The organism is Fluoribacter dumoffii NY 23 (genome assembly GCF_000236165.1).
Lineage (GTDB): Bacteria > Pseudomonadota > Gammaproteobacteria > Legionellales > Legionellaceae > Legionella > Legionella dumoffii.
Genome location: NZ_CM001373.1, coordinates 367,886 through 371,772 on the forward strand (window position 1 = coordinate 367,886; position 3,887 = coordinate 371,772).

The window sequence follows — 3,887 nt, forward strand, 5'->3', positions numbered from 1 at the left end:
ATCTCTTAACTGGAGTGTCTAAATCAATTGAACCACATCAAGGTCTGATAACCTGAGTGAAGAAAAGAAGGCTAAAAGAGACGCCTTTTTAACTCAAAATCCGACTATCGATGCAATCTATCAATTCCAACAACAACTTCATTCTCTTTTAATGAAAAGAGCTTTAACCCAAAAGGCATGTCGTAAAGTAATACCTACGTTCTTAGACATGCTTACTGAATTAAAGCAAAGTGCTTTTAAAGCCTTGGCTTCATTGGGTAAGACACTGGGAGCTTGGAAAGATGAGGTTGCCAGAATGTGGCGGTTTAGTAAATCCAACGGAATAACAGAAGGCTTTCATCGCAAAATGAAACTCATTCAGCGAAGAGCTTATGGTTTTAGAAATTTTGAAAATTATAGAGTGCGTGTTAAGGTGCTCTGCGGGTGATTAAAGCTGCCCCCTTAAATGGGAAAGAGCCTAGGTTTTGTAGGTTTGTTTACTGCAATATTTGAAGCACATTTTACCCCTGCGATTGAAATTGGTTGGCGTTTATCTTCAAAACACTGGAACCAAGGCTATGCAACTGAGGCTGCCAAAGCAGTACTTGATTATGCTTTTAAGACATTAGATTTGGATGAAGTAGTCTCGTTCACATCAGCATTAAACAAACCGTCTATTCGAGTTATGCAAAAAATTGGTTTACATACTAACTCAGAAGATGACTTTGACAACCCCAAAGTGCCGTCAGGTAGTCCGCTTATTGGGCATGTATTGTATAGATTAAAACGTTCGGAGTATTTATCACTTCAGTATTAAATCATCAACAGTCAGGTTGAGCAGTCTCAAGTACTTATTGCTAATAGCCTTATTTTCGATTGGTGGAATATATACTGTTGTTATTGAAGAAATAACTGATTGATCCATATGACAGAGCTGAATCCACTCTATTCTAGGGGAGCAAGTGGGCAGCGAGGGCGCCTCATAAAGACAGATGGAATAATCTGCTGGATAATAATCACTTAGATAATCTTTTAGAATTGATAGGTTGTTAGCTTTTTGCCCATCAGTTCTACCAAAGTTTGCTACTTGCCAAAGTATTAAATGCGCATGAGCATCAATGCACCGTTCAAATAATACCAGCTCTGTAGCTTCAATTGAAAAACACCCCTGATCACCTGGATCAATTTCAAGATCACTAAACAAGCAGTCTTGGGCAGATACTGCAGGTAAAATAATGGCTTCACCATCATCTCTTTTAATTTGTCTCACGGCATTAAGTGCTGAGTCTGCAAAAACGGTAGGGTGGCCGTAAAAAACAACACATAAAATTGAAACCTTCTTATATTCTTCAATGATATGATTTGTTAATGCCTGATAAGCTTCAATCCGCTTTTCGCTGCTAAAGTAGATAGAATCCAACGATTCAGAATTTTTCGCTTCTCGTTGAATCCATTGTTTTAGGTTATCTTCATTGATGAGGTAGAGTACCTTATCAGCACTTTGAATAACCCGTTTAGTTTCTTCAGTCAGATGGGAAATGGATTTTATTCCCGATCCTACTACTATAAGTTTATGCATTTAGTTGTTTTATATTCACTATCTTATTGCTATCAGGCTGGTTCAGTCTTTGTATTGAAACTATTTTATTAGAATGAGCCTGCTTCTGTTTGTTTCGATTTGTGTCTAACAATAAATCCTTATGGCTGATCAAATACTCATTTCCTACAGCGTGTTCAAGTTTGTCCATTAAACTCATTTTGATGTCACCTTAATATTAAACTTTTATAGCCATTGTACAAATAAAATTATTATAGGTATAGCCTAAAAAAATATTTGCAGTGATCTGCTCATTATGATGTAATAAGTGCTCGAATCGAGTATTTTGGTGTGTGCATTACAGGAGTTGAGAATGATCAGATATTTCATTGAACAGCAATTGTTGATTATAAAGGACGTTGTGAAAATTCCCTATTGTAACCGGATGATCCTCAGTCAAGGGATGCTTAAAACAAACAGCCTCTTTTCCGATACTCAAGGTGCCCAAGTTTTATCGCATGATTTTAGAAATCAATCTAAAGAAAAATGTCCACATATCCAGTATCTACCTTTGCCTAAAGGCTCTTCACAGACCATTTTTAATCAAGCGTAAGGATTGCTTTATGAAAACAATGAATATTTTTCAGGCCTCCCAATTTTTGGGTGCGCATAAAGAAAGTGTTAGGCGTATGGCGGCCAGTGGCCAGTTACCAGGCGTCAAGATTGGACGCAGATGGATATTTATAGAACAAGATCTTGTGATGCACATCAGAAACAAGTACTCTACCTGCGACGCTTCGCAGGGTGCTTATGATAGGAGTAATAAAGAATGGCACTCTACAAAAGAGATGGAGTTTGGTGGCTTGATATCCGGCACCAAGGAAAAAGAGTACGCAAAAGTACTGGGACTGAAATAAGAGAAGATGCGCTGCGATTGCATGATCAGCTGAAACATGAATTGTGGCAAACCGTTAAAATCAAGTCATTGCCGAATAGAACCTGGATGGATGCGGTGTTGAGGTGGGTAGATGAATCGTCTCATAAACGCAGCCTTGAAACAGATAAATACCATCTGGCATGGTTAGATTCCTTTTTAAGATCAAAAAAACTTATCGATATTGACAGAGATTTAATTGAGTTTATTGCTAAGAAGAAGGAAGCAGAGCATGTTTCCTTAACCACTGTTAATAGAGTTTTGGAACTAATTCGTGCAATTTTAAATCGTGCTCATAAAGAGTGGGGCTGGCTTGATAAGACTCCAATTATTAGGATGCGGAAAATTGAGAATAAGCGGATCCGTTGGTTAACGAAGGAAGAGGCTAATTTGCTTTTGAAAGAATTACCTTCTCATTTAGAGGCAATGGCTTCATTTACTTTAGCAACGGGTCTTAGAGAGTCTAATGTAACGCGATTGAAATGGAGCGAAATAAATTTAGATAAAAAACATGCACTGATACACGCTGATGAATCTAAATCCAAGCGCCCCATACCAGTACCGTTAAACAAACAAGCAATCTCAATTTTAAAAGTACAGCAGGGAAGGAATCCAACGTATGTGTTTACATATAATGGAAATCCTGTAACTCGTTGTAATAACCATGCTTGGCAAAAAGCATTAGTACGTGCAGGTATTAATGACTTTCGTTGGCATGACCTACGCCATACTTGGGCAAGTTGGCATGTGCAAAATGGTACACCTTTACATGAGCTACAACAACTCGGTGGGTGGTCCAATTATGAAATGGTATTGCGTTACGCACACCTTTCAAGTGCACATCTAAGAGCTGCGGCTGAACGTGTTTAGACACGTTTTGGTCACAGTAACTTGGTTTTTTGGTCACAAACTAGAGCTAAGTGCTTGATTTTAAATGGCGCGCTCGGAGGGACTCGAACCCCCGACACCTTGGTTCGAAGCCCGGTAATTGTAAATTAACTTATTGAATTTATTATATAATTAAATGTCGCCACCCACTACAATTGCAGTACAGTGCATAACAGCGCTGTACTGATCCCCACAAAATCCCCACAGTCAAATATAGTAGTAAATATTCAATATATAAAATTGTTATTATCAAAGAGGAAATATATCCCACTGAAAATAGTTTATTCTATTCTGAGATAGAGAGGTTCTTGTTCTATCTCCAATAATGCATAGCCTTAGGATCAGTTTGTAATTTAATAAAATTCTAATCAAAAATCACCTGATCGGAGAAAAAATAGCGAGAATCGGGCTGAAAATAGTATTAGATTTTACGTATATGTATGAGACATCCTTATTGGATAAAATAAAAACAAATATCGATCAAGATAAAATCATTGAATCAAAATAATGGGCAATGTATACTAAAAAGAATTTTAAAAAAGGTCCAAG

The 3,887-nt window shown here is 37.5% G+C and carries 4 protein-coding genes and 2 pseudogenes; 5 read left to right on the forward strand and 1 reads right to left on the reverse strand.

Features of this window, described 5'->3' with window-relative positions:
• Positions 1-46 precede the first annotated feature (46 nt).
• Both KYQ_RS01665 and KYQ_RS18125 read left to right on the forward strand, forming a co-directional pair.
• Positions 47-427, forward strand: a pseudogene (locus KYQ_RS01665) (transposase); the annotation flags it as partial.
• A 21-nt stretch (positions 428-448) separates the two neighbouring features.
• Positions 449-796, forward strand: a pseudogene (locus KYQ_RS18125) (GNAT family N-acetyltransferase); the annotation flags it as partial.
• On the opposite strand, the gene KYQ_RS01675 reads toward KYQ_RS18125, so the two are convergent.
• Positions 782-1,558, reverse strand: coding sequence for an SAM-dependent methyltransferase (locus KYQ_RS01675; RefSeq protein WP_019349500.1), 777 nt, complete (start codon positions 1,556-1,558; stop codon positions 782-784). The pseudogene KYQ_RS18125 and the gene KYQ_RS01675 overlap by 15 nt on opposite strands.
• Before the next feature lie 331 nt (positions 1,559-1,889).
• Between KYQ_RS01675 and KYQ_RS18130 the strand changes: the two genes are divergently transcribed.
• From KYQ_RS18130 to KYQ_RS01690, 3 genes are read left to right on the forward strand one after another with little or no spacing between them, the layout of a single operon-like run.
• Positions 1,890-2,129, forward strand: coding sequence for a hypothetical protein (locus KYQ_RS18130; protein WP_019349502.1), 240 nt, complete (start codon positions 1,890-1,892; stop codon positions 2,127-2,129).
• A gap of 10 nt (positions 2,130-2,139) precedes the next feature.
• The gene (locus tag KYQ_RS01685) at positions 2,140-2,433 is read left to right on the forward strand and encodes a helix-turn-helix domain-containing protein (RefSeq protein ID WP_032832206.1); all 294 of its coding nucleotides are present in this window, start codon (positions 2,140-2,142) and stop codon (positions 2,431-2,433) included.
• Positions 2,346-3,320 (forward strand): tyrosine-type recombinase/integrase, encoded by a 975-nt coding sequence (locus KYQ_RS01690; protein ID WP_019349503.1) that lies wholly within the window; start codon positions 2,346-2,348, stop codon positions 3,318-3,320. The genes KYQ_RS01685 and KYQ_RS01690 overlap by 88 nt, the downstream gene beginning before the upstream one ends.
• Positions 3,321-3,887 lie beyond the last annotated feature (567 nt).

What these genes read in the sequence shown, in the direction of transcription:
- KYQ_RS01675 (WP_019349500.1), bottom strand. Translation starts at nt 1,558, where the DNA reads ATGCATAAACTTATAGTAGTAGGATCGGGAATAAAATCCATTTCCCAT.
- KYQ_RS18130 (WP_019349502.1), top strand. Translation starts at nt 1,890, where the DNA reads ATGATCAGATATTTCATTGAACAGCAATTGTTGATTATAAAGGACGTT.
- KYQ_RS01685 (WP_032832206.1), top strand. Translation starts at nt 2,140, where the DNA reads ATGAAAACAATGAATATTTTTCAGGCCTCCCAATTTTTGGGTGCGCAT.
- KYQ_RS01690 (WP_019349503.1), top strand. Translation starts at nt 2,346, where the DNA reads ATGGCACTCTACAAAAGAGATGGAGTTTGGTGGCTTGATATCCGGCAC.